This is a genomic window from Acinetobacter sp. FDAARGOS_559, assembly GCF_003940475.1.
Lineage (GTDB): Bacteria > Pseudomonadota > Gammaproteobacteria > Pseudomonadales > Moraxellaceae > Acinetobacter > Acinetobacter baumannii.
The window spans coordinates 361,180-384,549 of record NZ_RKJG01000005.1 but is presented as its reverse complement, the minus strand read 5'-3'; the positions used below and the strand labels follow the sequence as shown (position 1 = coordinate 384,549).

Below are 23,370 nucleotides of genomic sequence, written 5' to 3'. Positions count from 1 at the left end.
AGAGATGACTCCCTATATAAGTTAATAATAATTTGGACTTATTAAGTAAAAAAGACCAGTATTAACTGGTCTTTTTTACTTTCAGTTTTTATTTTTTGACGATTAAGGCTAACTTACCAACATGTTGTCCTTGATCAAGAAATTCATGAGCTTGGCGAGCTTCTTCAAGATCAAATGTTTTATATAACAAGGGTTTTATCTGTCCTTTTGAAATTAAAGGCCATACCTTTTCTTGCAATGCTGCCATCACTTCTGCTTTCGCTTCTGCAGATTGAGAGCGTAGGGTAGCGCCTGTATGAGTTAGGCGTTTAGCAAGCATCGGAAAAATATTGACTTTATCCGCTAACCCTTTAAGCACACCTATTTGCAATATTGTGCCGTTCATTGCAGCGACTTCATAATTTCGCTGGATGTAATCTCCAGCAATAATGTCCAAAACAAAATCTACACCTTTACCATCAGTATGTTTTTTTACAACTTCAACAAAGTCATCTTCATTATAATTTATGGCTACATCAGCACCAATTTTTAAACTCGCTTCTTGATGTTCTTTGCTCGAAACTGTTGTAAAAATTTGGGTTGCTCCAAAAGCTCGAGTTAACATCGTTGCGGTAGTACCAATTCCTGAAGTACCGCCATGTATTAAAATTGAACTGTTTGGACGGAATTTTGCATGTTGAAAAAGATGTGACCAAACTGTCATAAAAGTTTCTAGTAAAATTCCACCTTCAATTAATGTCAGACCCTCAGGAATGAAGAGTACATTATCTTGATGGGCAACTACATATTCAGCATAGCCACCGCCCGGAACTAATGCACAGACTTCATCTCCAGCTTTAAACTTAGTAACTTGCTTGCCTACTTGTTTAACAATTCCGGAAACTTCAAGGCCAGGAATGTCAGTTACACCAGGCGGTGGTGCATACAAACCTTTTCGTTGCATTACATCTGGACCGTTAATACCTGCTGCAACAACTTCAATTAATATCCCATCATCTGTTAACTCAGGCATAGGTCTTTCACTAACCGTAATAACTTCAGGGCCGCCAGCACCGTTAAAAGTGATACATTTCATAAAGTTGTTTCCTTATTAGATATTGTTAATTAAATAAGCGGAATTGAGACTGAGTGCGCAATCCTGCTTAGGATGAAAAATAATTAAGATCTAGCTTTTTTCTTACCCAAGGTAATGGCAAGCGCTAACTCCATGAATTTTCCAAAAGGAGCATGTAAGAAACTTGGGAAATTCCAGCGGCCCTGATCAAAGATACCTTTTGCATGGCTCATAGAACGGAAACCTTCAATTCCGTGATAAGCACCCATACCACTTGGACCGATACCACCAAACGGTAGATCGTCTTGCGCCACATGAATTAAGGTATTGTTAATACCAACGTTACCTGAAGTCGTACGTCGTAGTAGTTTTTTGCAATCTGCATCTTTTTCACCAAAATAATATAAGGCGAGTGGACGGTCTCTTTCATTGATGTAGTTAATAACCTCATCAATATCACGGTAGGTACGCACGGGTAGAATTGGGCCAAAGATTTCTTCTTTCATAATTGCATCATCATCTTTTGCTCCTACAACAAGTGTTGGAACAAGAGTACGAGCGCGATTCTTTGCCGATTCAGGTTTGACTCCTAGTTCAATGATTCGTGCGCCATTTTGTTTTGCACTATCAAGTAAGCCTTGTAAACGAGCATAGTGACGTTCATTGACAATTGAAGTGTAATCATCACAATCTGGCCCGTTTGGATAGAATCGAGAGACTGTCGCGTTGTATTCTTCAATAAATGCTTCTAAATCATCTTCATGAACAAGAGCATAATCTGGAGCAACACATGTTTGCCCACCATTGGATAATTTTCCATAGGCAATACTAGTCATGGTTCTCGAGTTTACGTGGCCTCGACCTACAATCGCTGGACTTTTACCACCTAATTCAAGAGTGAGCGGAACGAGGTTATCACTTGCTGCTTTCATGACTTTACGGCCCACAGGTGTACTTCCTGTAAACAATAGATGGTCGAAAGGCAGTGCACTAAATTCAGCACCAACTTCAGGCCCACCTAAAATAACCGCAACTTCTTCTATAGAAAAGTTCGCCGCAAGCATGCGTGAAATCACTTCACTTATTCGAGGGGTGAGTTCTGAGGGTTTAAGCATTGCTCGGTTACCGGCAGCAATCGCTGTAGCAAGAGGAATAAGCGTAAGAGAAATAGGGTAGTTCCAAGGAGCCATGACCCCAATAACCCCTTTAGGCTGATATTCTATGTGAGCACTAGCCGAGCGATAGAATAAGCTGACATGACGCTTTTCCGGTTTCATGAAACGACGTAAATTACGCGTTAAATAATCGATGGACTGAACAATACCAACAAGTTCCATGACATCTGTTTCATGATATGAACGGTGTCCAAAGTCTTCGCTTGCAGCAACTTGTAATTCACTACGATATTCAATGACTGCAGCACGAAGTTTTGCAAGACTTGCTTTACGCTGTTGAAGTGTTGGTGGTTCAGCTTTCAAAAATGCTTTGCGTTGTCGAGAGAGTATCTCTGATGCATTTAAAGTGCTGCTTACTTCATTGAGAGTATTCATCTTAAACCTCAAAACATAGCTTAACGATCCTAAGCTAACTGACTGATGATTAAAGTTTAGTCGGTAGATTTAATACGACCTGAGCATCTTCAATAACATCGAGACGAAGAATAGTAGATGCGCCCAACTGGTCTAGAAGCTGGCTCACATGGCCGCCATGGCGTGTCACTTTTACCTTGCGCGGGAAAAGTTTTTCACCAAACGAGAGAACATTGGTTTGCACTAGAGTTTGATGCCACTCGTTATCGACTAAATGCAACATCGTGGCTTTACCCATGCGGGATTCAGACTTAACTCTTTTTAATGACGGAGTTGCGGTTGTTAGGCTGATATCTAATTTGTTGTAAGTTGAAAGTGTTGCTTCAACTTTTTTCTTATCAATCTTTACATCAATTTCGGCTAGCCATTTTGGAAGTTGATAACCATATACGCCACGTACACGTGCTATTTCAGTGTCGACAGGTAAAGCTAATACATGCGCATAAAAGTGACGTTTACGAATCGAGTTAATCAGCTCTAAAGCATGCGGACCATGAGCTTTAGGTTTACGCACGACAATAGCGACAGACGCTTCATTGTATGGATCATTATCACAAACTGTATAAGTGAAAAAGGTGAGTGCAACTAGTCCATAACCTGGAAAAGCTTCCAAGGGTACTAGAGGCGAAGGTAATTTTTTCTTTAACAGCTTAACGGGTGCAAGCATCAAAACTTGCACATTGCCGCTACGATAATAAAAGTTGGGAGCCCAGACAGGTCCAACTCTTGATTCAACTAACTTTTTAGGAATGCTACGGAAAAAATCAATATTTCCAGCTGCAGGATCTTTTGCAACTTCATCTAAATCAGGATTCATTCTAAAGCGGTCATAATAACCACCTTTTGGAACTTTAACTTTCTGTTGACCAAATTCAACTTCAGTGAACGCTTTATTTGTATTCATAATTGGTTAACCTTTAAATTGATCGACTGAGTAGCTGATAATCTTTAAAAGCAGATATCAACTTTCTGTCTGTAGGATTACTATAAGTTTAAAGTTCACTTGAATGTCAATATGCTATTTCTCTAAGAATTAAAACTGCTTGTAACGAATTTAGAATAACTTTTAATAAGAATAGGTAGAGTTGATTAGCTTTTAGATGATCTAAAGAAAACCCTTAGTTTTTAGGACTGTAGAAATTATTTTTTTACATTTTTTAAACGCTGTTTTCTCTAAAATCTATTGACCTTAAAGTGAACTTTAACCTTACTATGTTATGACTATCCATGAGGGTAGGATTGAAAATTTTATATGTACTTATTACGAATTAATTAGAGCATATACAGTAAATCGATAGTGTAACTTTTACACAGGAGAAACAAAAATGGGATATGTCACAACAAAAGACGGCGTAGATATTTTTTATAAAGATTGGGGCCCTCGCGATGCTCCTGTAATTTTCTTCCACCATGGTTGGCCGCTCAGTTCAGATGACTGGGATGCGCAAATGCTTTTTTTTCTTAAAGAAGGTTTTCGTGTAGTTGCTCATGACCGCCGTGGTCATGGTCGTTCCACTCAAGTTTGGGATGGTCATGATATGGACCATTATGCAGATGATGTTGCTGCTGTGGTTGAGCATTTAGGTGTACAAGGTGCGGTACATGTAGGGCATTCAACAGGTGGTGGTGAAGTAGCACATTATGTTGCTCGTTATCCTAATGACCCTGTTGCTAAAGCTGTTTTAATTAGTGCCGTTCCACCATTAATGGTGAAAACTGAAAGTAATCCGGATGGTTTACCAAAAGAAGTTTTTGATGACCTTCAAAATCAACTTTTTAAAAATCGTTCACAATTTTATCATGACGTACCTGCAGGTCCATTTTATGGATATAACCGACCAGGAGCAAAAGTATCAGAACCTGTGGTGTTAAATTGGTGGCGTCAGGGCATGATGGGCGGAGCAAAAGCTCATTACGATGGAATTGTTGCTTTCTCTCAAACAGATTTTACTGAAGACCTCAAAAAGATTGAAGTTCCAGTTCTCATCTTGCATGGTGAAGATGATCAGGTTGTACCTTTTGAAATTTCAGGTAAAAAATCTGCGGAACTCGTTAAAAACGGTACTTTAATTAGTTATCCAGGATTTCCTCACGGAATGCCAACTACAGAAGCAGAAACAATTAACAAAGATCTTTTAGCATTTATTAGAAGTTAAGTTTAAAAAAGAGGGCAGCCAAAATTGACTGCCCTTTTTATTGATTCGATTGATTATTTTTTTCGGGTGCATATTAATGAATGACGATACTAAAAAATGTCCTTTTTCCCAACTTACTACTGATTTTGGGGCTCCAGTTGTAGATAACCAGAATAGTATGACGGCAGGTGCAAGAGGGCCTCTACTTGCTCAAGATTTATGGCTAAACGAGAAATTAGCTAACTTTGTTCGTGAAGTAATTCCAGAACGTCGTATGCATGCAAAAGGTTCAGGTGCATTCGGCACTTTCACGGTGACTCATGATATTACTCAATATACCCGCGCTAAAATCTTTAGTGAAATTGGTAAAAAAACAGAAATGTTTGCCCGATTTACCACTGTAGCTGGTGAACGTGGAGCAGCAGATGCTGAACGTGATATTCGCGGCTTTGCTTTAAAATTTTATACAGAAGAAGGTAACTGGGACATGGTGGGGAACAATACACCAGTGTTCTTCTTACGTGATCCACGTAAATTTCCAGATTTAAATAAAGCAGTAAAACGCGATCCTAAAACTAACTTGCGTAGCGCAACGAATAACTGGGATTTCTGGACTTTATTACCTGAAGCTTTACATCAGGTCACTATTGTCATGTCTGATCGAGGTATTCCTGCTTCCTACCGTCATATGCACGGTTTTAGTAGCCATACCTATAGTTTCATCAATAGTGCGAATGAACGTTTCTGGGTGAAATTTCATTTCCGGACCCAACAGGGAATTAAAAATTTAACAGATGCCGAAGCTGGTGAATTAGTGGGGCATGATCGTGAAAGTCATCAACGTGATTTATTCGATGCGATTGAACGAAAAGATTTCCCTAAGTGGACTTTGTATGTACAGGTAATGCCTGAGCAAGATGCTGAAAAGGTTCCATATCATCCATTTGATTTAACAAAAGTCTGGCCTCATGGAGATTATCCATTAATCGAAGTGGGTGAGTTCGAGCTGAATCGAAACCCTGAAAATTTCTTCTTAGATGTTGAGCAATCTGCTTTTGCACCAAGTAATCTGGTTCCTGGCATTAGCGCCTCACCAGACCGCATGTTGCAAGCCCGTTTATTTAACTATGCAGATGCTCAGCGTTATCGTTTAGGTGTGAATTATCAGCAAATACCTGTAAATGCGGCACGTTGCCCAGTTCATAGTAATCACCGTGACGGTCAAGGACGCATCGATGCCAATTATGGTGGTCTTCCACATTACGAACCAAATAGTTTTGGGCAATGGCAAGAGCAGCCTCAGTACAAAGAACCACCGTTAAAAATCAATGGGGATGCTGATTTCTGGAACTATCGTGAAGATGACAACGATTATTTCAGTCAACCTCGTGCTTTGTTTGAACTTATGACTCCAGAGCAACAACAGGCTTTATTTGATAATACTGCACGCGCAATGGGTGATGCTCTTGATTTCATTAAATATCGCCACATTCGTAACTGTTACGCATGTCATCCAGCTTATGGCGAAGGTGTGGCTAAGGCGCTTGGTTTGACAGTTGAAAATGCTCAAGCAGCTAGAGAAACTGACCCTGCACGTGGTTTACCAAGTTTTATTTAAATCTTTAAAAACAGTACATAAGGCTATGTCAATAATAGCTTTATGTACTTAACTATTTTATAGCATCGAATGAAAAAATTAATATCTACACTCAGTCTCGGTATTCCATCATTATTCTTCACAAGTAATGTATAAGCAGGGCTGACCATTCCTGTGGGTTTTACCAAATCAGATTCATTTATATTTAACGCCTCAAGCAAAGACTGCTTATAAAGAGGCTTTAGCTTTACCTGAAACAGCCATACCTTTATTAGATTTAGATTTTGGTATATTAACTCAAAATTCATCTTCAAAGATTCGGTTTAACTAATATTATTTAAAAGAGAATAGAACTTTATTGTTTCCAGATAATATATTTAAAGTAACTAGAATTTTTATAAATAAATTAAAATATAAAAAATATTATTGTATATAACAAAAATAATCGTAGCCCTTTCTTCTTATAATAAGTAGAAAGGGCTCTTTAAAATTATTTTTTAGCTGTCGATTTATCAAGTGATGGATATGGAACAGGCATATTTAATGCCAATTGTGCATCTTTCACTACATCAAAACGTAGAACTTTATTAGCTCCTAGTTCATCAAGTAATTTACTCAGCGGTCCACCACTTTTTACAACTTGAACGTTCTTTGGAAAAAGCTTTTGTCCAAATGCCAAAGTATTAGACTCTACAGAAGTGCTGTGCCATTTCCCATCTACCAATTGATACATGGTTTTTGTTTCAATACGAGATTGTGGTTTCACAGTTTTAATTTCTGGCAATGGCGCAGCTACACTTAAATCAGGTTTACCATCAGTATTATAAATATGAGCTTGAACTGATTTATCGCCAATTTTCATATCAATAGGTGTTAACCATTTTGGTAATTGGTAACCATACACACCGCGAACACGAGCAATTTCTGTATTTACTGGTAATGCGAGTACATGACCATAATATTTATGGTTACGCATTGAGCTCAATAATTCTGTGGTATTGAAATGATGAGCACCAGGTTGGCGTACAACCACAGCAACCGAAACTTCATCATATGGGTCGACATCACCGACTGCATAAGAGAAGAATGTTAATGAAACCAAACCATAGCCTGGGATAGGTTGTAATGGTTCAAGTGGAGCAGGGAGTTTTGCTTTTACTTTAGAAATCGGAGCAAGCATCAAGAGTTGGATATTGCTAGTACGGTAATAAAAATTCGGAGACCATACTTTACCCACTCTAGTATCTACAAGTTTTTTTGGGATGGTACGGAAATAATCAATATTTCCAGCTGCAGGATCTTTTGCAACTTCGTCTAGATTCGGGTTCATACGAAAACGATCGTAATAGCCGCCTTTTGGAACATTAACTTTATAAGGCCCAAACTCTACAACAGTTGTTTCCTGTGAAGTGCTTGAGTTTGATGGTTGTTGTACAGAACTTGAGTTAGTCTCAACCGCTTGAGCTGAAAAACTCAATAATAAACTTACGGATAAAGCAGTAACTGTTCGAGGGAGATTAAGCTTGTTGAACATTGATATGTTCCTCCTATAGACCATGTATTAATGCTAAGATTAAAGTAAGGTTTAAGGTCAAGCGTTTTTATAATTATTTTAAATTTTATTAAAAATAAAATTAGAATATTAAAAAATAAAATATATGATTTTTTATGCATTAAAAAAGAGAACCAGAATATAAAATTCTGGTTCTCTTTTTCAAACTATTTCAATAATTACTTAAGAGTACTTAAGCGTTTAACAACAGCTTCGGCAATTTCTTTACTAGATTGAGGGTTTTGTCCAGTAATGATTCTGTCATCCGATACGACATATGAAGTAAATGGAAGAAAGCCTTGCTTATATTTAGCGCCGTGGTTAATTAAGCTATTTTGTAAGGAAAAAGGAACTTGAGATTTTATTCCAGATAAAGTTTCTTCTTTATTCGCGAACCCAGTAACAGTTCTACCTGAAATGAGTGGTTTACCATCTTCACCTACCAACGGTAATAAGCCTCCCACACCATGACAAACCGCTGAAACGATACCACCTTGGCGGTAAATAGTTTCACTAATATTTTTTAGTTCCTTATTATCCGGGAAATCCCACATTGTTCCATGTCCACCCGTATAATAAATTGCTTTATAGTGTGTTGGATCGATACTGCTTGGTGCCAAAGTGTGGTTTAAGCGATACATAAACTGACGATCTGCTAAAAGTTTTCGAGCTGATTTATCAACATAAATAGGCTTCATACTACGTTCATCAATTGGTACAACTCCACCTTGAGGACTGACAAAATCCATGTCATAGCCAGCAACTTTAGCGACATCATAAAAATGAGTTAATTCAGTAAGCCATAAGCCAGTTTTATCTGAACGAGTCGGATAGGCTGAATGATTGGTCATAACGACTAAAATTTTACCTTTGCTTTTAGCCGTTTCTTGATTTTGTACTTGGTCAGATGCATTTGCATAGCTTACTAATAAAAAAGCCATAAAAAAGGCAATCAACCAACGCTGAAAACTCCAAACTTTAGACACGTTAGGCTCCTCATATTTACCTATTAGGAATGCTAAGATTAAAGTTAGGTGTAAGGTCAAGCTTTTTTAAAAAATGACCGATGAATGGAAAAATGATTAGTCAGAGATTAGGAAGTTAATGATTCAGGTAAATTATAAAGAAAGCATGATGACATGCTTTCTTTATAAGATTTACATTAATTAGCACCGCACTAAATCATTATTTCAAATGCTTTTGAAGTTCAGATCCAGCTTGTGATAACGCAGTTTTCACAGATGGTTCGTTGCTTAACGGATTTAACAGACCATAGTCATGAATCAAACCGTTATAACGAGTTACAGTCACTGGTACACCCGCTTTATCTAAGTTACGGCCAAAAGCTTCACCTTCATCACGCAATACATCTAATTCAGCTGTTTGAATTAATGTTGGTGGGAAGTCTTTTAACTGTTCGCTTGTAGCACGAAGTGGTGATGCCAAAATATTGTTGCGATCATTGGCATTGGTTGTGTAGTTGTCCCAGAACCATTTCATCATGTTCTTAGTCAAGAAGTATCCTTTTTTATACTGATTGTAAGAAGCATTGTCGAAACCAGCATTGGTAACAGGCCATAACATTACGTTGTAACGCACTTTTGGACCGCCAGATTGTTTAATCTGAAGAGCAACAGCAGCCACCATGTTGCCGCCAACGCTATTACCTACTAAAGCTAGACGGCTACCATCAACACCAATTTCTTTACCATGTTTAGCGACCCATTTGGTTGCTTCATATGACTGATTAATTGCTACAGGGAAATGAGCTTCTGGGGAAGGCGTATAGTTCACGTATACAGCCGCTGCACCAGACTCACGAACTAAATCACGAATTAAGCGTTCATGGGTAGCAAAGTCACCTAACACCCAACCGCCACCATGGAAGAACATGAATACAGGAAGAACGCTTTTAGCATTTTCTGGTTTAACAATTTTTAGCTGAATGCTTTGACCATTTATTTGAATAGTTTTATCTGAAACTTGTGCTGGTGGTAGTTTTGCTCCTTTTTGTGCATCTATTAAAACTTGACGAGCTTCGGTTGGTGTCATCAATTCCATTGGTTTACCGTTACCCGAATTGAGTACGTCTAGGAATGCTTGTACACCCACAGTCGGAGTAGGAGTATTGATAGCTTCAGCTGAAACAGCTGTAGTGAAAAGAGCAGATGTTAATAAAGCTGTTGCGATTTTCATGGTGAAAACTCACTTTAAGTTAAAAATTTGAAATACAACTTTGAGCCAAGGCTTTTCGTCCAAGATCAAGCTGGTTCTATCGAAAGCTCAGTTCAATAAGTATCTTGTGTATATAATACTTGCACGCAAGATACTTATGGTCAAGAATTATTTATAATAATTTTTAGATAATTTTATTTTTTGGTTTAAATATGAAAGAAAACAAGATATTAGGTGATCAACTCTGTTTTTCGCTTTATTCAGTAGCGAATGCACTTACACGTCAGTATCGTCCATTACTTAAAGATTTCGATTTAACTTACCCTCAGTTCATCGTTCTTTTAGCTCTTTACGAAGAAGATGATATTTCCCTAAAAGAACTCAGTGAAAAGACCTTATTTGACTCAGGCACCTTAACGCCGTTGGTTCAAAAACTTGAAGCAAAAGAGTTTTTGAAGAGGGTATCAATCAAAGAAGATGAGCGGGTAAAAAAAGTAATATTGACGGACAAAGCTTTAGAGATAAAAGAAAAAGTGATTGATCTACCCAATCAATTGCGATGTTCAATGCATATGAATGATGAGGAGCTGACTATGCTGAGAAAGCTTTCTTTGAAATTATTGGAAGATTTATAAAGTTTTCTTTAACTGAAAATAATTTTTATCTGCAAATAATTTGAAGCTTTAAACTTTAAAAAAAAGAGGCATTTTAAGGCCTCTTTTTTACATAAAAAATTAATGAATACAACTCTTTAAATAGGGGAATAATAAAAGGTATTGACATTAAAGTTGGCTTTAATCTTAAAGTAAAGCCATACTGAATGAGGTCATTCCAATGAAAGTGTTCGAAAAATTAGTATTCCCAAATGGCTCATATGTTCCTAACCGTATTGCTAAAGCAGCAATGGAAGAAAACATGGCTGATTTAAACCATGCACCATCAGAAGAATTAATGCGTTTATATCAGGCTTGGGCAAATGGTGGCGTAGGTCTAATCATTACCGGAAATGTAATGGTAGACCGCCGAGCAATGACTGGACCAGGCGGCGTAGTGCTTGAAGATGAAAAGCATCTAGATACTTTTAAAAAATGGGCACAAATTGGGCGCTCAAAAGGTGCTCAGATGTGGCTTCAAATTAACCATCCGGGTCGCCAAATGCAAGCCAATCTTGGTCAGCAGACGTGGGCACCATCCGCTATTTCACTTGATCTTGGCAAAATGTCAAATCGCTTCAACACGCCAATCGAAATGACTGAATCTATGATTGCAGAAGTGATTCAGCGTTTTGCAAACACGGCGCGTTTAGGTGAAAAAGCAGGGTTTACCGGTGTGGAAATTCATGCAGCACATGGTTATTTATTAAGTCAGTTTCTTTCTCCACTGAGTAATAAACGCCAAGATCAATGGGGTGGTTCTTTAGAAAACCGCGCTCGCATTTTAATTGAGATTGTTGAAGCTGTTCGTAAAGTGGTTTCGCCTCAGTTTACTGTTGCAGTAAAACTGAACTCAGCCGATTTCCAACGTGGTGGGTTTAGCGCTGAAGATGCTCAACAAGTGGTTAAAATGTTAAATGAGCATGCAGTCGATTTGGTTGAACTTTCAGGCGGTAGCTATGAAGCACCTGCAATGCAAGGTCAAGCACGTGATGGCCGTACACTTGCTCGTGAAGCTTACTTTTTAGAATTTGCGCAAGAGATTCGTAAAGTTGCCAAAATGCCTGTTATGGTGACAGGTGGGATACGCCGTAAACAAGTGGCAGAGAAAGTGATTGAAAGTGGTGTAGATATGGTCGGTATTGCCACAGCTCTAGCAATTGAACCTAATTTGCCAAATGCTTGGAAACAAGGCCAGAATCTTACTCCTGAGTTAAAACCAATTACTTGGAAGAACAAAACACTTGCTTCACTTGCCAATATGGCTGTGGTCAAATTCCAGTTACGTAATTTAAGCGCAGGTAAAAAAACAAAACCAAATGTTTCACCAGCTTGGGCTTTAATTTTGCAACAATCAGCTATGTCATGCCGTACTCGCCAATACAAAAAAGGCATGCGTGACTATTCATTTGCTTCTTAATAAGTGAGTTGTGTTATGACAAATACGATCGATTCAAACTGGATAATTTATGGAGCAAATGGCTACACGGGCGAGTTAATCGCTCGTGAAGCTGTACGCCAAGGTCTAAAACCAACTTTGGCTGGTCGTAACAAAGCTAAGGTTGAAGCACTTGCTCAAGAGTTGGGGCTTGGTTATAAGGCTTTTGGGCTCGATAACGTGGATGCGGTAAGTGAACAACTCCAAGGCTTTAAACTGGTCATGCACTGTGCAGGGCCATTTTCCGCGACATCGAAACCCATGATGGAAGCTTGTATAAAGGCAGGTGCTCACTATCTAGATATTACGGGCGAAATCTCAGTATTTGAGTTGGCACAGTCACTTAACAGCCAAGCCGAAAAAGCCGATGTTGTGCTTTGTCCAGGTGTTGGCTTTGATGTGATTCCGACAGATTGCGTTGCCGCTGCGCTCAAAGAAGCTCTGCCAGATGCGACCCATTTGGCGCTTGGTTTTGATTCAAAAACAGGACTTTCACCGGGTACGGCAAAAACAAGTACAGAAGGTATGGCCGAAGGCGGCAAAATTCGTAAAGACGGAAAAATTACCACTGTTCCATTAGCACATTATGTCCGTACTATCGATTTCGGTGATGGTAAAAAAAGTGCTATGAGCGTTCCGTGGGGAGATGTATCTACAGCGTTTTATACAACGGGTATTCCAAACATTGAAGTATTTGTTCCTGCGTCTCCCAAAATGATTTTTGGTGCGAAAATGATGAACTGCTTCCGCCCTGTATTAAAACTCAATGCCGTGCAAAAGTTTATTAAATCACGTATTGAAAAAACGATTGTTGGACCAAATGAGGAACTCCGCGCGAAAGTACCCACCTATGTTTGGGGAGAAGCAAGAAATTCACGTGGGGAAATCAAAACTGCTCGCATCCAAACGGAAAACGCTTATAGCCTTACCGTAAATGGCTCACTGACTGTGGTGAATTATTTACTCAAAAACACCGTTAAGGGCGGTACATATACGCCTGCAAAACTGATGGGTTATAAGCTAGTGACCGAGCTGCCGGGTTCAGGGCCGCTGGTTATTATTTAATAAAGCCTTTATTAAAAGGACGTTTATAGATAGCCCGAATAAGGAGTCATTCTTGTTCGGGGAATTTATAAATATTTCAAAAGAATACAGTGCATAAGTATAAGAAAAACAGAAAACAAAATACTCCATAAGAAATCATATAAATTGAATATACTAAAAACGATAAATTTTTTATAACAAAGGAATGAGAAGAATGAGAAAACTCATACTATTTCTACATGCATCGCTTGACAGTTTTGTTGAAGGGCCAAATGGGGCAATGGATATAGGATGGATTGCTTACGATGCCGATTTGGCAAATCATGCAAATGAAATCTTGAGCTCTGCTGATACGGTAATTTGGGGACGTGCGACATACCAGATGATGCATAATTATTGGCCAACTATGCTTTCAAACCCAGAAGCTTCAGAGCATGAACGAAATCATGCAGAATGGATTGAAAAGACAGAGAAAATCGTTTTTTCAACCACATTAGATACAGTTGAATGGAATAATTCCAGACTTGTAAAAGACCATGTTGAAGAAGAAATTAATAAACTCAAACAGCAACCGGGTAAGGATATGGTGATTTTGGGTAGTCCACGGTTCGCGCACTATCTGATGCAACTTGGTTTAATTGATGAATATAAAATTACAGTTTCGCCCGTGCTGCTTGGTAGTGGCTTGCCACTATTTCAAGGTATTGAGCAAAAGATCGGTCTTAAACTCATTGAAAATAAAACGTTTGCTTCTGGAGCTATCGGTCTTCACTATCAAAAGATAAGCTGATTTTTTCTATAACATGTATATAAAAAACGAATTACTGATTAATTCTGTAATTCGTTTTTTAAATTTATGAAATGCTACTTAATCGCTTGAATTACTTGGTTGATAACAATACGCGTTGTAGTTTCAATGTGAGAAGCCTTAACTCGTTTTGAACTTAAAAACTAGGGTGTTTTTACCTTGTCAAAATACAGATTCATAAGACGTTCTGCATTTTGCTCACATGTAATTTCATCAGGTTTGTTGTTGATTGCATCAATCATGGTATGTAAGTTTTGCTTACTGATTTTTAGCTTTTGTTCTAAAAGCTCTATTTCCTGAATTTTGGTTTCAATCGTTCGAATAAGAGCATCATGGTCCCAAACAGCAACTTTCGAGGGCAAAAATGCTTTAATTTCTGCTAAAGAAAACCCGACTTGCTGAGCTTGCTGAATTAAAGAAAGTTGTTTCAAATCGTTATCGGTATATTCACGATAGCCATTCGATTTCCTTTTGGCTTTGGGTAAGAGTTTAATTTGCTCGTAATAACGAATTGTAGGGGTACTTAAACCACTTAGTTTTGATAACTCGCTAATATTCATAGCCACATACTCTCTTGACATTCAAGCTAACTTTAGACTTATAGTAACATAAAAGCAAGGTTCATAACTTTACCAAGCACACGTTTTCAGTAACAACTTTCTATGCTTTGATTGATAAAAGATAGAACTATAAAGAAGAATGAGGTGAGAAAATGTCTAAACGTATATTACACATCGTGACCAATGTTTCGCGCTATAAGGATGTAGATCAACAAACAGGACTGTGGTTAGGTGAGCTCACCCATGCTTATGATGAGTTTGAAAAGCAAGGCTATATACAAGATATTGTGAGTCCAAATGGTGGAAAAACTCCAATTGAACCAAAATCGCTTGTGCCTTTAGTGGCAGATAAATCTGTTAAAGACCGAGAAAAAGATCAAGCTTTTATTACGCTGCTGGCAAATACTTTTAAGCCTTCCGATATTAATTGGGAAGATTATGATGTGATCTACTATACGGGTGGTCACGGTGTGATGTGGGATTTTTTAGATAACCCTGAACTGCAAGAAATCACCAAAAATATTTATGAAAAGGGCGGCATTGTTTCAAGTGTATGTCATGGTTATTGCGGTTTACTCAATGTCAGACTTTCAAATGGTGAAAGACTTATAAAAGGTAAAAAGTTAACAGGCTTTGCATGGAGTGAAGAGGTTTTGGCAGGGGTGGCAAAAAAAGTGCCATATAATGCCGAAGAGTTAGCGAAAGAATATGGTGCTCGTTATGAAAAGGCTTTTATTCCTTTTGCACCATATGTCGTTCAAGACGGTAAGTTAATTACGGGGCAAAACCCGTTTTCAGCTAAAAAGACAGCTTTAGCGATAATAGAAGAGCTAGAAAAGTCATAATTTAATGATTCAAATATAAACCCTAAAAGCAAAACAGCGATGGGCTTGCTTTTAGGGTTTTAAATAAATGGATTGGTGTAAAAAATTAAGCTTAAGGAACAATCACAAAATCAGGGTTTGCTATTGCAAAAACTGCTTCACGGTGTGCAACTGGTGGATAAATCCAAACAGTATTAATTTCCTGTTTAATTTTTTTCGCTTCTTCACGCACAAATTGAACTTGTCGATCCCAACCTTCAGTATAAAGTGCGCCCCAAGGACCTAAGTCAACACAAGTGACATACTTTGGTTGGCTGTATGGATGAAGTGGTAAATCAACCAATTCTGCCGCAGCGTTATAACCCGCCACACGGCCTAAGCTCATAGCATGCTGACACGACATCACATTAAAATTGCCTAAATCATCGGTTGGAACTTTTACAGTATCGCCAGTCACAAAAATGTTTTTTGCTTCAGGTGCATGTAAATAAGTATCCCCAATCAAACGACCTAAATTATCTTTTTCACCAGCAATTTGAGAGGTGAGTGGGTTGGCTCGCATACCGGCAGTCCAAATCACGGTCTCTGTTTCAATTTTTTCGCCGTTAGAAAGCGTTACGCCAGTGGCATCTAGCGCAGTAACTCTTAGCCCAGCTTTACCTTCAACACCGAGTTCGTTAAGGGCTTCTCGAATAACACTAGCAGCTTGGTCGCCCATTGCTGCACCAATTTCTGTTGAGGAGTCAACCAAAACCACACGGACATCAGTTTCACCTAAAATGCTACGCAACCGTTCAGGCATTTCGGTCACGGTTTCTAACCCAGTAAGACCACCACCAGCAACGACTACAGTATTACGAGCTGCATTTGCAGGTTTAGTGGCTAAGTTTTTAAGATGATGATCTAGTTTTTCAGCATCTTCTAATGTATTTACGCTAAATCCATATTCTTTTAGACCTGGTATAGGTGGCATAAAAGTCGTACTTCCGGTTGCCAGAACAAAACGGTCATAGCTTAAATTTTGTTTGTTACCATCGGTGGTTGCAACTTCGATAGTCTGTTGGTTTGAGTCAATTTTATTTACCCAACCTGCCAGAAATTTAACTCCCACCACACTTAATAACTCTGAAATATCAGGGTTCATGTTTTTAAGCACGGCCTCATAAAGACGAGGACGAATCCCGACATTTGGACTAGGGGAAACCATTAGTACTTCAATATTTTGTTCTTGTGATGCTAAATGAATTGCTCTTTGTGCAGCGAGTGCAGCCCATAAACCTGCAAAGCCAGAACCAGCAATAATAATACGCTTACTCATTGGATTATCCTTTTGATAGATTTTCGGACAACACATTCCAGCTCATCATAAAATTTAGGGTGAGCGAATCCATTCTCTGATTGTCCGAAAAAATCTGAGAAGGCGTTTAAAACGGATTAGGGATGTTTTACTTTAGTATTTGAGGGTTATTAGCTCATTAGTCGGGAGTATCCCGCGATATTTTACTTTTCCGCATTTTTGCTGTTCTTCCTTCAATGCGTTCATTGATCCAACCATTTACATCACTAAAAAATACGTCGGGGGCATAACGGCCAAAACGGTCTGCAATATCGCCAAGTGTATGAGCACCTAAAGCGTCTCGCATAGCTTTTTCGGCCTGTAGCATGACAGCATGTACGGCACACACACCACTGGTTGCCCAATCTGGCGGGACATTGTTAAAGACTGCACATTTACCACGCACTTCTTGGCACTCAAAAAGCGGTTTTTCACCTTCGATTGCATTCACGATATCTAAAAAACTTATTTCGTGGGCAGATCGAGCCAGTAAATAGCCGCCGCGAACACCTTCTTGTGCGACCACAAGGCCTGCCTTTTCAAGTTTAGGAAAAATCTTAGCCATAAAACTCGGAGAGACTCCTTGTAATTCGGCAAGATCCTTACTACTCAAAGGTTTATCTTCATTGTTCACAAGAAAAAGAAGACAGTGAAACGCATACTCGACGCTACTAGTGATATAAGCCATTTAATTTCATAATTGATCAACTATAAACACAGACTAATGTAGTCTGTGTTTTAAGTCAACAATAAAACTAAGACAAAGTTAGTCCTAGTTTTGTTTGAAAGTGGTATTAAGGTTAGATGTGTAGGGTATATAACTGAATTTAAATACCTTTAAATTGAAATTTAATAGGATAAATAATTTAAAAAATTATCGGAAAACTTACGAACGCCACCAATAATTTTCAATATTTGGTTCCTCTAAGTTCAATAATTCACCCATTTGCGGTGTGCTAATCGCTAAATTATTTTGTTGAGCCAAAGCGACGATACGTTCAAAAGGATCGTCCCAAGCATGAAGCGCCAAGTCGAAAGTACCGTTATGGATAGGCAACAAATGACGTCCTTTTAAATCGAGATGTGCTTGTAAAGTTTGCTCTGGTTGCATATGAACATCGGGCCATTCGGGGTCGTAAGCACCAGTTTCTAACATGGTCAGATCGAAAGGACCGTAACGATGTCCAATCTCTTTAAAACCGTCAAAATATCCCGTATCACCGCTAAAAAATACACGTAAGTCGTTATCAATAATCACCCACGACGCCCAAAGCGACGCATTGCTATCACCCATTCCACGGCCTGAAAAATGATGGGCAGGGGTAGCCACCAGTTCGAGTCCATCTACATGTGTGGTATCCCACCAGTCGAGCTGCTGAACCTTTTCTGCTGGAATTCCCCATTTAATAAGGGTGTCGCCTACACCAAGTGGTGTTAAGAAATGCTCAACTTTATCGTTAAGCTCCATGACCGCATGGTAGTCTAGATGGTCGTAGTGGTTATGCGACAAAATCACGCCTTTAATGGGTGGTAAGTTTGCAATACTAATCGGTGGTTGGTGAAAACGTTTTGGACCAATCCATTGAAAAGGTGAGGCACGCTCCGAAAAAACAGGGTCGGTTAACCAAAACTCATTTTGCAGTTTTAACAAAATGGTTGAGTGGCCCAAACGAAATAGAGAGCGGTCAGGCGCACTTAATAATTGTTCTTTTGACAAACTTAAAACAGGAATTGCGGTGTTTGGAACAGTGTCTTTAGGTTTGTTAAATAGAAACTTCCACATGAGTTGAAGCGTTTTGCCAAAAGAAGGCTGGTGTTGGTTTGGACGTGTATTTCTAAATTTGCCATTGTGTTGTTGAGATGGCATTAGGGGAGAAGATAAGTCTGTTGTATTTGAAATAGTCATCTTATTTTTCCTTATTGGAACAAACCTAATGTGCAAATAAGAACTTGAATTAAGTGCTTATTTCGATTCATTTAAATGAGTATTTACTCACTCATTAATTGATTTAAAAATAAGGACGCCGTGCATCCTTACTTTAATCTATATTGAAACTGCATGCCAAAATGCTTCAAAACCAGATTTGCGGTAACGCTCGGCTTGAGAAGGGTCTTGGGCAATAAAATTGAGGGTAACTTCGGCAAGCGCACCTAAAATTGAAGCAATAAATAACGGCGGGTAATCTCTTAATTTGCCATCGTTAATACATTCTTGAATGTTTTGGGTGAGGTCACAAAAGGTTTGCATACCAATTTGTTTACTTTGCTCAGTAATTTGTTCCGATGTTGAAAGCTGCGCCATCACTTTACGTTTAAGGGGAGCTTCTAAACTCCAGTCCAAATAGCTTTGCCAAATGTGCGACATTTGTGTTTGCAGGTCAGCGTTAGTGGGGTAACTAAGCATCATCACCTGACGTAGTTCAGCCTTTAGTGAAAGATATAATTGGTTAAGCAGTTCTTCTTTATTACTAAAATAGGTAAATAAAGTACCTTCTGCTACGCCAGCAACTTTGGCAATTTTTGAGGTAGACGCACGCTCGCCAAGCTCTGCCAATGTTTCGATAGCAGCGCTTAAAATTGCATTACGTTTATCTTCACTACGAGGACGAGCCATATACAAATAAAATAATTGAGTGATTACTCAATCATAAATAAAAATGGAAATAATGCAAGCTAAATAAAAAGCTCTTAAAGAAGGGCTTTTAGGATTGAGTTATATGACTGAGTAAAACTTTTACTCAGGATCTAAGTAAACTTTACCTAGATCAATTTTTTTATAATGTTCAAAATTAGCTTTTTCTTCTGGAACTTGTTCATTAAACTTTTCTGAGTAATCTAATGTTTTATTTTGATAATTTTTAAAGCTAATATAAATTAATGGTGGGAGGTTTTTATAATCCTCCAAACTAGGTTCAATGAAAAAGTATTCTTTTATTAGTGGTTTAATAGTAAAACTACCATCGTTATTTACTTTTATTGTTGTTGATTTCTCATCAGGTAAATAGAAACCAATATATCCATTTACATTGTGTAGAGGCTCTTTAGTTTTACTGTCATAAAGATATCCAGTTGCTTCAGGAGTTAAATATAATATTTTTTTTGTACAGCCCGAAGCAATTGAACACGAGAGTATAAGAAAAAAGAATATTAAATATTTTTTCATTTTTTAAATCCCTAAAATATGCTTACTCATGATCTAAATAAATTTTACCTAAATCAATTTTTTTATAATGACTAAAACTAGACATATCTTCTGAAACTTGTTGATTATATGCTTCTGAATAGTCAATAATTTTAGGTTGATAATTCTTAAAACTTAAAAAATTTCTGGAGGGAAGTTGGTGTATTGCTTTACATCAGGTTTTATAAAGTAATACGTTGCTGTAACTGCAGGAATGGTAAAATTACCATCTGACTTCAAATTAACTTTAGCATTATCACTATCAGTTCGACCATTAAACCCCATATCTCCACTTTGATTACTTAATGGCTTATGAGTTTTACTATCATAAATATAACCAGTCACTTCAGGTGTAAAATATAATGTATTTTTAGTACAAGCTGGTAGGGCTAGTACAGATAAAATGACATAGATAAACAAAATATATTTTTTCATTGGAATGTCGTTAACAGTAGTGGGTTAAATACTTTTGTTTACTGATAAATAAAAGTTCATAAATTAGCATGACTTATACTTAAATTTTTCCTTAATTATGTAATTAAATGAAAAACAATAATTAATTAAATAATTTCTAGCCAATTTTACATTGACAGCTCAAATATTGAAGATTACCATTTGCGGGCTGGCCTACATTGCCAGTCGGTTTTGACGGACCGAGTAGTAAGACCACATCAGAGTTATTCCTTCTGAGGAATACTTATATGTGTGCGCACCCCGTTCCCTCCCGTAGCGGTAGGACGGGAGTGGGACACCTTCGGGTGTGCTGGAGTCTTACCCAGTCCGTCAACCTGCTTCCGTTCTGCCACCATAATTTATAATGTTTCGGCAGAACTCCCAAAAGAAGGAGTTGGCTATGCACATTCATAAATTATTGGCAGTCACTGTCAAAATCTATCTCGACACAACTTAAAACACTTTAAAGAAGCTTGATTGCCTATAGGCTTTTCAGGCTTTAAATCGTCACGACCAAAAACTTAGCAACAATAAAACTTGAGATGTGCCAAGCACAGTCTTTACGGCTTTGCTGTGCCTTTTTTTCTCCCAGAAAAGGCACAGGCTTTTTAATCTCTTTTAGAAACAACAAGAATTTATAACGGTAAAACTATGCAAAATTTAAAAACTTCTTTCAAAAAATTACAGGTTATTCATACTGCCATACGTCTATTTGTTACTTATGGTTTTCACACGACGGGCGTAGACCTTATTATTAAAGAAGCCAAAATAACTAAAGCAACTTTTTATAACTACTTTCACTCAAAAGAACGGTTAATTGAAATGTGCATCGCTTTTCAAAAAAGTCTGCTGAAAGAAGAAGTACTTGCCATTATTTACTCAAGTCGTTACCGCACTTCAAAAGACAAACTCAAAGAAATTATAAACTTACATGTTAACTTTAATAGCCTGTATTACCTTTTGCTTAAAGCCTTTTTCGAAATTAAACATATGTATGCGAGCGCTTATCGTATGGCGGTTGAGTATAGGAAATGGTTACTTCATGAGATTTTTGACCTCATTTTTAGGTAAGCGTCCGCTGAATCCCATACCTATTTTTTAATTCGATTTAGGTTTCCAGCAGTGCGGCAGTAACTCTTCAATCTGGGTCACTTTATGTGTCGGTAACCTTTTCAGCACATCACTTAAATAGGCATACGGATCCAGCCCATTCAGCTTTGCTGACTGGATTAAAGTCATGATGTTTGCCGCTCGCTGACCACTGCGCAGCGAACCTGCAAACAGCCAGTTCTTGCGCCCCAACGCCCAGGGACGCATCTGATTCTCTACCCAATTGTTGCATATCGGTAGATTGCCATCATCCAGATAGCGGCTTAAGGCTGGCCAACGCTTCAGAGTGTAATTGATGGCCTTGGCGGTGGGAGAACTCGATGGCACTGTCAGATGATGTTGGTTGAGCCATTCATATAGTTGTTGCATCACTGGTTGACTATGCTGTTGTCGGTATTCGCGGCGGTCTTCCGCTGTACCATCGGTCTTTTTCCTGAGTTCTGCTTCTATCGCATACAGTTGTCAACGGCAATTTAAAACTGACCCCTTTTACCTTAAAACAGCAAAGTAAAATTGACCCCTTTGATGATTTATTAAGACTCAATTTGTGGTTGAATTCCTACTCTCTTTTTATCTTTTAGACGATAACTTTCCCCAGATATTTGTACAACATGACAATGATGTAATAAACGATCCAACATTGCTGCTGTCAAAGTAACATCATCTGCGAATGATTTAGACCACTGGCTAAATGGTAAATTACTGGTCAAAATCGTACTGCCTTTTTCATAGCGCTTGGCAATAACATTAAAAAATAAATTTGCTTCTTCACGACCAAATGGTAAATATCCTATTTCATCGATAATCAATAACTTTGGAGCAAGTACAACACGTTGCATGTAGTTTTTTAATTTACCTTGTTGATAAGCTAGGCTAAGTTGCAACATTAAATCAGCTGCAGTAATAAACTTAGTCTTAATATTATTCATAATTGCCTTATAGCCTAAAGCCATTGATAGATGTGTTTTCCCAACACCACTTGCACCAATAAATACAACATTTTCAGCTCTTGGAATAAAGCTTAAATTAAATAGTTCAAGCAACTGCGACTTTGGAGGTAAGCATCCGGCTAACACAGCCTTACCAAGCGGTCCTATAAGCCTTAATTTAGTTCCCACCTAAAAACAAGTGGGGACTTAATCCATGAACATGGATATATATTCAGCAACACCTCCTGTTGCTAAAAAACGCAGAACATACAGCAAAGAATTCAAACTCAGTATTGTCAATGCCTGTAAAAATCCTAATACCTCGATCGCTTCGGTCGCACTGCAACATAGTATTAATGCCAACCTTGTCAGTCGTTGGATCAGGATCTTCAGCCATCATGAGGGTGCCGTGCAGGATCCTACTCATGTGAATCCAGCATTTATTGCTTTGCCTTACACTGCTGCAATCAGCCAACCTATTGATGAGAGGATCACGTTGTGTATCACCGTGCCTCATACGAATAATGATATTCAGCTAAAATGGCAGACATCAGAAATACCTGCCTTGGCAGAATTACTCAAGGCACTGGCAACATGATCCGTATCAATGAAATTTGGCTCTCTACCCAGCCCATGGATATGCGAGCAGGAATGGATACTGTCATGGCTCAGGTGGTGAGAGCCTTTGGCTACATCAAACCGCATTGCGCCTACCTGTTCTGTAATAAACGTGGTCATCGTATGAAAGTGTTGGTACATGATGGACTGGGCATCTGGCTGTGTGCCCGGCGTTTGGAACAGGGTAAATTTCACTGGGCTCAAGTTCACCAAGGTGAAACCGTGGCCCTCAGCCCGGAACAGTTACAGGCATTAATCCAAGGTTTGCCCTGGCAGAGAATTGGATTGCAGCAAGTGGTGAATATGCTCTAAAC

22 protein-coding genes and 3 pseudogenes are annotated in these 23,370 nt (G+C 38.4%); 10 read left to right on the top strand and 15 right to left on the bottom strand.

From position 1 onward, the window contains the following. Nucleotides 1-88: 88 nt before the first annotated feature. The 3 genes from EGS71_RS03300 to EGS71_RS03290 all read right to left on the bottom strand — a co-directional run bounded on the left by EGS71_RS03300 (nucleotide 89) and on the right by EGS71_RS03290 (nucleotide 3,547). Nucleotides 89-1,075: an NAD(P)H-quinone oxidoreductase gene (locus EGS71_RS03300; protein ID WP_000649782.1), complete on the bottom strand. Its 987-nt coding sequence runs from the start codon at nucleotides 1,073-1,075 to the stop codon at nucleotides 89-91. 83 nt (nucleotides 1,076-1,158) lie between these two features. Continuing rightward, the gene (locus EGS71_RS03295; protein WP_001094387.1) at nucleotides 1,159-2,604 is read right to left on the bottom strand and encodes a coniferyl aldehyde dehydrogenase; all 1,446 of its coding nucleotides are present in this window, start codon (nucleotides 2,602-2,604) and stop codon (nucleotides 1,159-1,161) included. A gap of 49 nt (nucleotides 2,605-2,653) precedes the next feature. Then, nucleotides 2,654-3,547 carry an acetoacetate decarboxylase family protein gene (locus EGS71_RS03290; RefSeq protein WP_001095375.1) on the bottom strand — a complete coding sequence of 298 codons (894 nt, stop codon included), beginning with the start codon at nucleotides 3,545-3,547 and terminating at the stop codon, nucleotides 2,654-2,656. 421 nt (nucleotides 3,548-3,968) lie between these two features. On the opposite strand from EGS71_RS03290, the gene EGS71_RS03285 reads away from it, so the two are divergent. Then, nucleotides 3,969-4,799 (top strand): alpha/beta fold hydrolase, encoded by an 831-nt coding sequence (locus EGS71_RS03285; RefSeq protein WP_000542599.1) that lies wholly within the window; start codon nucleotides 3,969-3,971, stop codon nucleotides 4,797-4,799. A 76-nt stretch (nucleotides 4,800-4,875) separates the two neighbouring features. Next, on the top strand, nucleotides 4,876-6,396 hold the full coding sequence (locus EGS71_RS03280; protein WP_000997200.1) for a catalase: 1,521 nt from the start codon (nucleotides 4,876-4,878) through the stop codon (nucleotides 6,394-6,396). Between the two features lie 469 nt (nucleotides 6,397-6,865). Here the strand turns inward: EGS71_RS03280 and EGS71_RS03270 are convergent, their stop codons facing one another. From EGS71_RS03270 to EGS71_RS03260, 3 genes are all read right to left on the bottom strand, one after another. Further along, nucleotides 6,866-7,909, bottom strand: a complete 1,044-nt coding sequence (locus tag EGS71_RS03270) for an acetoacetate decarboxylase (protein ID WP_000482356.1) — start codon at nucleotides 7,907-7,909, stop codon at nucleotides 6,866-6,868. Between the two features lie 197 nt (nucleotides 7,910-8,106). Beyond that, nucleotides 8,107-8,913, bottom strand: coding sequence for a type 1 glutamine amidotransferase domain-containing protein (locus EGS71_RS03265; protein ID WP_000049440.1), 807 nt, complete (start codon nucleotides 8,911-8,913; stop codon nucleotides 8,107-8,109). A gap of 199 nt (nucleotides 8,914-9,112) precedes the next feature. Next, nucleotides 9,113-10,123: an alpha/beta hydrolase gene (locus EGS71_RS03260; protein ID WP_000685012.1), complete on the bottom strand. Its 1,011-nt coding sequence runs from the start codon at nucleotides 10,121-10,123 to the stop codon at nucleotides 9,113-9,115. Nucleotides 10,124-10,314: 191 nt separating this feature from the next. On the opposite strand from EGS71_RS03260, the gene EGS71_RS03255 reads away from it, so the two are divergent. The 4 genes from EGS71_RS03255 to EGS71_RS03240 all read left to right on the top strand — a co-directional run bounded on the left by EGS71_RS03255 (nucleotide 10,315) and on the right by EGS71_RS03240 (nucleotide 14,027). After that, a complete protein-coding gene (locus EGS71_RS03255) occupies nucleotides 10,315-10,737 on the top strand; it encodes a MarR family winged helix-turn-helix transcriptional regulator (protein ID WP_000662198.1) in 423 nt (140 codons plus the stop codon). 199 nt (nucleotides 10,738-10,936) lie between these two features. Beyond that, nucleotides 10,937-12,175 carry an NADH:flavin oxidoreductase/NADH oxidase family protein gene (locus EGS71_RS03250; RefSeq protein ID WP_000862286.1) on the top strand — a complete coding sequence of 413 codons (1,239 nt, stop codon included), beginning with the start codon at nucleotides 10,937-10,939 and terminating at the stop codon, nucleotides 12,173-12,175. A 15-nt stretch (nucleotides 12,176-12,190) separates the two neighbouring features. Further along, entirely contained in the window at nucleotides 12,191-13,258 is a 1,068-nt protein-coding gene (locus EGS71_RS03245) for a saccharopine dehydrogenase family protein (RefSeq protein WP_000185572.1), read from the top strand. A gap of 193 nt (nucleotides 13,259-13,451) precedes the next feature. After that, complete coding sequence (locus tag EGS71_RS03240; RefSeq protein WP_001228600.1) at nucleotides 13,452-14,027, top strand: dihydrofolate reductase family protein; 576 nt, start codon at nucleotides 13,452-13,454, stop codon at nucleotides 14,025-14,027. A gap of 161 nt (nucleotides 14,028-14,188) precedes the next feature. Here EGS71_RS03240 and EGS71_RS03235 read toward each other — a convergent pair whose 3' ends face one another. Continuing rightward, the gene (locus tag EGS71_RS03235; protein WP_001026787.1) at nucleotides 14,189-14,605 is read right to left on the bottom strand and encodes a MerR family transcriptional regulator; all 417 of its coding nucleotides are present in this window, start codon (nucleotides 14,603-14,605) and stop codon (nucleotides 14,189-14,191) included. A 152-nt stretch (nucleotides 14,606-14,757) separates the two neighbouring features. On the opposite strand from EGS71_RS03235, the gene EGS71_RS03230 reads away from it, so the two are divergent. Continuing rightward, nucleotides 14,758-15,450 (top strand): type 1 glutamine amidotransferase domain-containing protein, encoded by a 693-nt coding sequence (locus EGS71_RS03230; protein ID WP_000044201.1) that lies wholly within the window; start codon nucleotides 14,758-14,760, stop codon nucleotides 15,448-15,450. 91 nt (nucleotides 15,451-15,541) lie between these two features. Here the strand turns inward: EGS71_RS03230 and EGS71_RS03225 are convergent, their stop codons facing one another. From EGS71_RS03225 to EGS71_RS03200, 6 genes are all read right to left on the bottom strand, one after another. Next, nucleotides 15,542-16,747, bottom strand: coding sequence for an NAD(P)/FAD-dependent oxidoreductase (locus tag EGS71_RS03225; RefSeq protein WP_000044132.1), 1,206 nt, complete (start codon nucleotides 16,745-16,747; stop codon nucleotides 15,542-15,544). 157 nt (nucleotides 16,748-16,904) lie between these two features. Further along, nucleotides 16,905-17,453, bottom strand: a complete 549-nt coding sequence (locus EGS71_RS03220) for an RrF2 family transcriptional regulator (RefSeq protein WP_000323478.1) — start codon at nucleotides 17,451-17,453, stop codon at nucleotides 16,905-16,907. Nucleotides 17,454-17,651: 198 nt separating this feature from the next. Beyond that, complete coding sequence (locus tag EGS71_RS03215) at nucleotides 17,652-18,671, bottom strand: MBL fold metallo-hydrolase (protein ID WP_000155969.1); 1,020 nt, start codon at nucleotides 18,669-18,671, stop codon at nucleotides 17,652-17,654. Nucleotides 18,672-18,809: 138 nt separating this feature from the next. Then, the gene (locus tag EGS71_RS03210) at nucleotides 18,810-19,379 is read right to left on the bottom strand and encodes a TetR/AcrR family transcriptional regulator (protein WP_000113715.1); all 570 of its coding nucleotides are present in this window, start codon (nucleotides 19,377-19,379) and stop codon (nucleotides 18,810-18,812) included. A 120-nt stretch (nucleotides 19,380-19,499) separates the two neighbouring features. Next, nucleotides 19,500-19,928 (bottom strand): hypothetical protein, encoded by a 429-nt coding sequence (locus tag EGS71_RS03205; RefSeq protein WP_000760341.1) that lies wholly within the window; start codon nucleotides 19,926-19,928, stop codon nucleotides 19,500-19,502. Between the two features lie 153 nt (nucleotides 19,929-20,081). Then, the gene (locus tag EGS71_RS03200; protein WP_000759957.1) at nucleotides 20,082-20,381 is read right to left on the bottom strand and encodes a hypothetical protein; all 300 of its coding nucleotides are present in this window, start codon (nucleotides 20,379-20,381) and stop codon (nucleotides 20,082-20,084) included. 669 nt (nucleotides 20,382-21,050) lie between these two features. Here EGS71_RS03200 and EGS71_RS03190 point away from each other — a divergent pair. Continuing rightward, nucleotides 21,051-21,464, top strand: a pseudogene (locus EGS71_RS03190) (TetR/AcrR family transcriptional regulator); the annotation flags it as partial. 33 nt (nucleotides 21,465-21,497) lie between these two features. Here EGS71_RS03190 and EGS71_RS03185 read toward each other — a convergent pair. Next, nucleotides 21,498-21,971: pseudogene (locus tag EGS71_RS03185) on the bottom strand (IS66 family transposase); the annotation flags it as partial. A 71-nt stretch (nucleotides 21,972-22,042) separates the two neighbouring features. Continuing rightward, a pseudogene (gene istB, locus EGS71_RS03175) lies at nucleotides 22,043-22,564 on the bottom strand (IS21-like element ISEc57 family helper ATPase IstB); the annotation flags it as partial. Nucleotides 22,565-22,652: 88 nt separating this feature from the next. On the opposite strand from istB, the gene EGS71_RS03170 reads away from it, so the two are divergent. Both EGS71_RS03170 and tnpB read left to right on the top strand, forming a co-directional pair. Beyond that, complete coding sequence (locus tag EGS71_RS03170) at nucleotides 22,653-23,036, top strand: transposase (RefSeq protein ID WP_001055589.1); 384 nt, start codon at nucleotides 22,653-22,655, stop codon at nucleotides 23,034-23,036. Beyond that, nucleotides 23,033-23,368 carry an IS66 family insertion sequence element accessory protein TnpB gene (gene tnpB, locus EGS71_RS03165; RefSeq protein WP_000619347.1) on the top strand — a complete coding sequence of 112 codons (336 nt, stop codon included), beginning with the start codon at nucleotides 23,033-23,035 and terminating at the stop codon, nucleotides 23,366-23,368. The genes EGS71_RS03170 and tnpB overlap by 4 nt, the downstream gene beginning before the upstream one ends. The last annotated feature ends 2 nt before the right edge of the window (nucleotides 23,369-23,370 follow it).